The sequence below is a fragment of the Microvirga sp. P4_G7 genome, from assembly GCF_056401005.1.
This window is the reverse complement of sequence record NZ_JBFUKD010000448.1, coordinates 1-3,190: the sequence shown is the minus strand read 5'-3', so window position 1 is coordinate 3,190 and position 3,190 is coordinate 1. Positions and strand designations below refer to the sequence as shown.

Below are 3,190 nucleotides of genomic sequence, written 5' to 3'. Positions count from 1 at the left end.
TCGTTGTGATGATCGAATAGAAAATCGCGATGAATACGAGATAGCCGGGGATGTTGAATTCCCGTCCCTGGAATGCGAACGAAATCGAACCGCCGACCGCCCACAACACGCTGATGAAAGTGATCGCGGTCAGAATTGCGGTCGTGACGCCAAAGGCGAAATCGACGGGCGATTCCGTCGCGATGCGCGTGTCGTCGGCAATTCGGAATTCCGGGTTCTGGTGCTCACCCTGAATGAGATTGAGCTGATAGTAGCGACCGTTCTTGAGCCAACGGTCGATCTGATAATCGGTCAGCCAAGCCCGCCAAGCCCGCTGAGTCGTCAGGCGCCCCCACACCGATGCGACATTGAAGCCGACTGCCGCCAGCGCGAGGGGAACGAACAGCAGAGCCATCTGCCCGACGACCGCGATATCCTTCTTCTCGAGCGCGTTGAAGATGTCGCGATTCCACACGTTCAGGCGATATTGCACGTAAAGTTGAGCAAGAATGATCGCGAGAAGCGTCAGTGTCAGAAACCACGCCTCGCGCTTCGATTGCCCAAGCCAGAATCCCGAAGCCGCACGCCAAAAGCGGGCAAACAATCGCCGCCGCTGGGTCGTCTCGCCCGCGTTACGCACTCAACATCTCCAACGTTTAAACTCGGGCAACCGCTCTTCAGGATTGGCGCTTGGCGTCGTCAAGCATGACCATGCACACGCCGGGCGTAGAGGACGCCACATCGGACTTCACGAGCGGACTGAGAGCGCTGAGGCACCCCACGGGGTTACCTTTGCGCTTGGCCGACGGCTCCTCTTTGCCTTCGCGGCGCTCGACCGGTTGCTGGGCAACCGGGCTGGTCTCTTCCTGTTTCACCGTGAGCGTCGGAAGGTCTGCATTTTTGGCAAAGTATGTCGTATTCGTGCGGGGATCGGATTCGTAGAGGACCACGCCGCGCACGTCGCGCAGGATCACCGCTGTCGGTCCGACGCCGATGAGTTCCACGGCGCTCACGGTCGTCCTTGCTTCGGCTGCGACAGGCGCTGCTACGCGGTCGCCCTTGGCGTCGCTGAGAACGACCTGCCGCGTCGGATACTGCCCCGCATCGCCGGCACGTCCCGGCAGATCCTTGTTGAAGGACGCATGGGCGAAGCTGGCCGCCAATGCGATTCCCGCAAGTCCTACGATAGTGCCTGGCATGCCGAACATCGTCGTCTCCCGCAGCTTAGCTAAGTTCGCCACATTAACGCGACGGAAGGGACTGATGTTCCTCGAAAGTCGTGGGGAATATATGGAAGAACGCGGAACTTTGGATGTATTGGAGGCGTTTGTTCAGAACCGGCCACCTGGTCCTCCCCGCATTCCCCTTGTGCATTGGCCGGCACCTTGAGACGGGCTCCTGCGAGCCCGTCTTTTTTATTTCCCCATTTATTTGCGGACACGTTTGCCCAAAAGAAAACGCCCGGCGCGAGCCGGGCGAATCACAAGGCGTTCAACAGGCCATCAGGCCGTCGCGCGCATCTCGCCACGGCGCCGAGCGCTTTGCTGGAAGAACAATGCCTGGCTGATGACAGCCGACACGTTCGCCGGTTGGAACGGCTTGGCGATCAGGAAGGCCGGCTCAGGCCGCTCGCCGGTGAGGAACCGCTCGGGATAGGCCGTAATGAAGATCACAGGCACTTCGAAGGTCTTGAGCAGGTCGTTGACCGCATCGAGGCCGGAACTGCCGTCAGCGAGCTGGATATCGGCGAGGATGAGGCCCGGACGCTTGCTCGCCGCCAGCTTCACCGCCTCGGTGCGCGTGCGAGCGACACCCGTCACGTTATGGCCGAGCGAATCGACGAGAGCCTCGAGGTCCATGGCGATCAGAGGCTCGTCTTCGATGATCAGGATGTCCGTGGCCATGTCGGCTGCGAGTTCGCGCCCTGCCTCGTCGACGAGGTCGCGGACCGTGGGAGCATCGACTTCGAGAATGCGGCCGACCTCCTGTTCCGAGAAGCCCTCCAGGCTGGACAGCAGAAAGGCCTGCCTCGGCCGGGGCGTGATCTGCCCGATACGGACTTCCGCCGGCAGATCGCGCTGGATCTGCTCGCTGTGGCCATTCACTTCGAGTGAATTCCAAATACGGGTAAAGACTTGAAAAAGCTCGACTTTAACATTCGACTCTGAACTGATTGTCGCAGGATCGCTGACAAGCGTTTCGAGGGTTGCAGCGACATAGGCGTCGCCCGCTGTCTGGCTGCCGGTGAGGGCGCGCGCGTAGCGGCGGAGGTAAGGCAGGTGTTGAACGACCAGCTGCGCTGTCGACATTCGTTTCCCCTTGTTGGTGTTTTAACGTACCTGGACCATTTAATTCTGCATGGCTTCAAAAGTTCCATTATTGGGAACCGAAGGCAACACTCAGCGTTATGGTTCGAAAATTATACATGCACTCTGCCGCGACATTACGTTAGGGATGCGGCAGACGTCAGGGGATAGCAATGACAAACGACAAAGGGAATAAGCTCGCTCGGGTCGCGCCCGAGGCTTCCCTGGATGAGTTGGCGGCCGAGCCCCAGCTCGATCAAACGAGCCAATCCCGCATCGGCGAGCAATTGCGCGCCATGTATGACGATTTGATGCAGCAACCGGTTCCCGACCGGTTTGCCGAATTGCTCGCGAAACTGGATGCTGGACCTCCACCGCAAAAGGAGGGAAAGCCTTGACCGAGCCGGAACCGGCCATTCGGGACGCGCTCCTCGCCGCCGTCCCTAGTTTACGCGCTTTCGCCATTTCCCTCTCGGGTCAGGTCGATCGGGCGGACGATCTCGTTCAAGACACCCTGCTCAGAGCATTATCCAATCTTCATCGCTTCGAGCGTGGCACGAATCTCAATGCCTGGCTCTTCACCATTCTCCGCAATCTGTTCCATTCCGAATACCGCAAGCGTCGACGCGAGGTCGAGGATCCCGAGGGATCCTATGCCAGCCGCCTGAAAGTGCAGCCCGAGCAGGGCGCGCGGCTCGATTTCGAAGATTTCCGGACAGCGCTGGCGCTGCTCCCTCCTGACCAACGCGAAGCCCTCCTGCTCGTCGGCGCATCAGGCTTCTCCTACGAGGAAGCCGCGAACATCTGCGGCTGCGCGGTCGGTACGATCAAAAGCCGCGTCAACCGCGCACGCTCGCGCTTGGCATCTCTTCTCAACGTCGACGACGTCGAGGATCTCGGGCCCG

At 60.0% G+C, this 3,190-nt stretch carries 4 protein-coding genes and 1 pseudogene; 2 read left to right on the top strand and 3 right to left on the bottom strand.

Annotated elements, in window-relative coordinates:
• From AC1DT3_RS16160 to AC1DT3_RS16150, 3 genes and pseudogenes are all read right to left on the bottom strand, one after another.
• Nucleotides 1-619, bottom strand: a pseudogene (locus AC1DT3_RS16160) (ABC transporter ATP-binding protein/permease); the annotation flags it as partial.
• 37 nt (nt 620-656) lie between these two features.
• Nucleotides 657-1,187 (bottom strand): hypothetical protein, encoded by a 531-nt coding sequence (locus AC1DT3_RS16155; RefSeq protein ID WP_477466264.1) that lies wholly within the window; start codon nt 1,185-1,187, stop codon nt 657-659.
• Nucleotides 1,188-1,481: 294 nt separating this feature from the next.
• Nucleotides 1,482-2,288, bottom strand: a complete 807-nt coding sequence (locus AC1DT3_RS16150) for a response regulator (RefSeq protein WP_477466263.1) — start codon at nt 2,286-2,288, stop codon at nt 1,482-1,484.
• 170 nt (nt 2,289-2,458) lie between these two features.
• Here AC1DT3_RS16150 and AC1DT3_RS16145 point away from each other — a divergent pair, with 170 nt between their 5' ends.
• Complete coding sequence (locus AC1DT3_RS16145; RefSeq protein ID WP_477466262.1) at nt 2,459-2,683, top strand: NepR family anti-sigma factor; 225 nt, start codon at nt 2,459-2,461, stop codon at nt 2,681-2,683.
• Nucleotides 2,680-3,190, top strand: a 511-nt coding sequence (locus AC1DT3_RS16140; RefSeq protein WP_477466261.1) for a sigma-70 family RNA polymerase sigma factor, incomplete at its 3' end; no start/stop codon positions are given. The genes AC1DT3_RS16145 and AC1DT3_RS16140, both read left to right, overlap by 4 nt.

Bases quoted from the DNA above. Each gene is read 5' to 3' on its own strand.
- AC1DT3_RS16145 (WP_477466262.1), top strand. From the start codon at position 2,459: ATGACAAACGACAAAGGGAATAAGCTCGCTCGGGTCGCGCCCGAGGCT.
- AC1DT3_RS16155 (WP_477466264.1), bottom strand. From the start codon at position 1,187: ATGTTCGGCATGCCAGGCACTATCGTAGGACTTGCGGGAATCGCATTG.
- AC1DT3_RS16150 (WP_477466263.1), bottom strand. From the start codon at position 2,288: ATGTCGACAGCGCAGCTGGTCGTTCAACACCTGCCTTACCTCCGCCGC.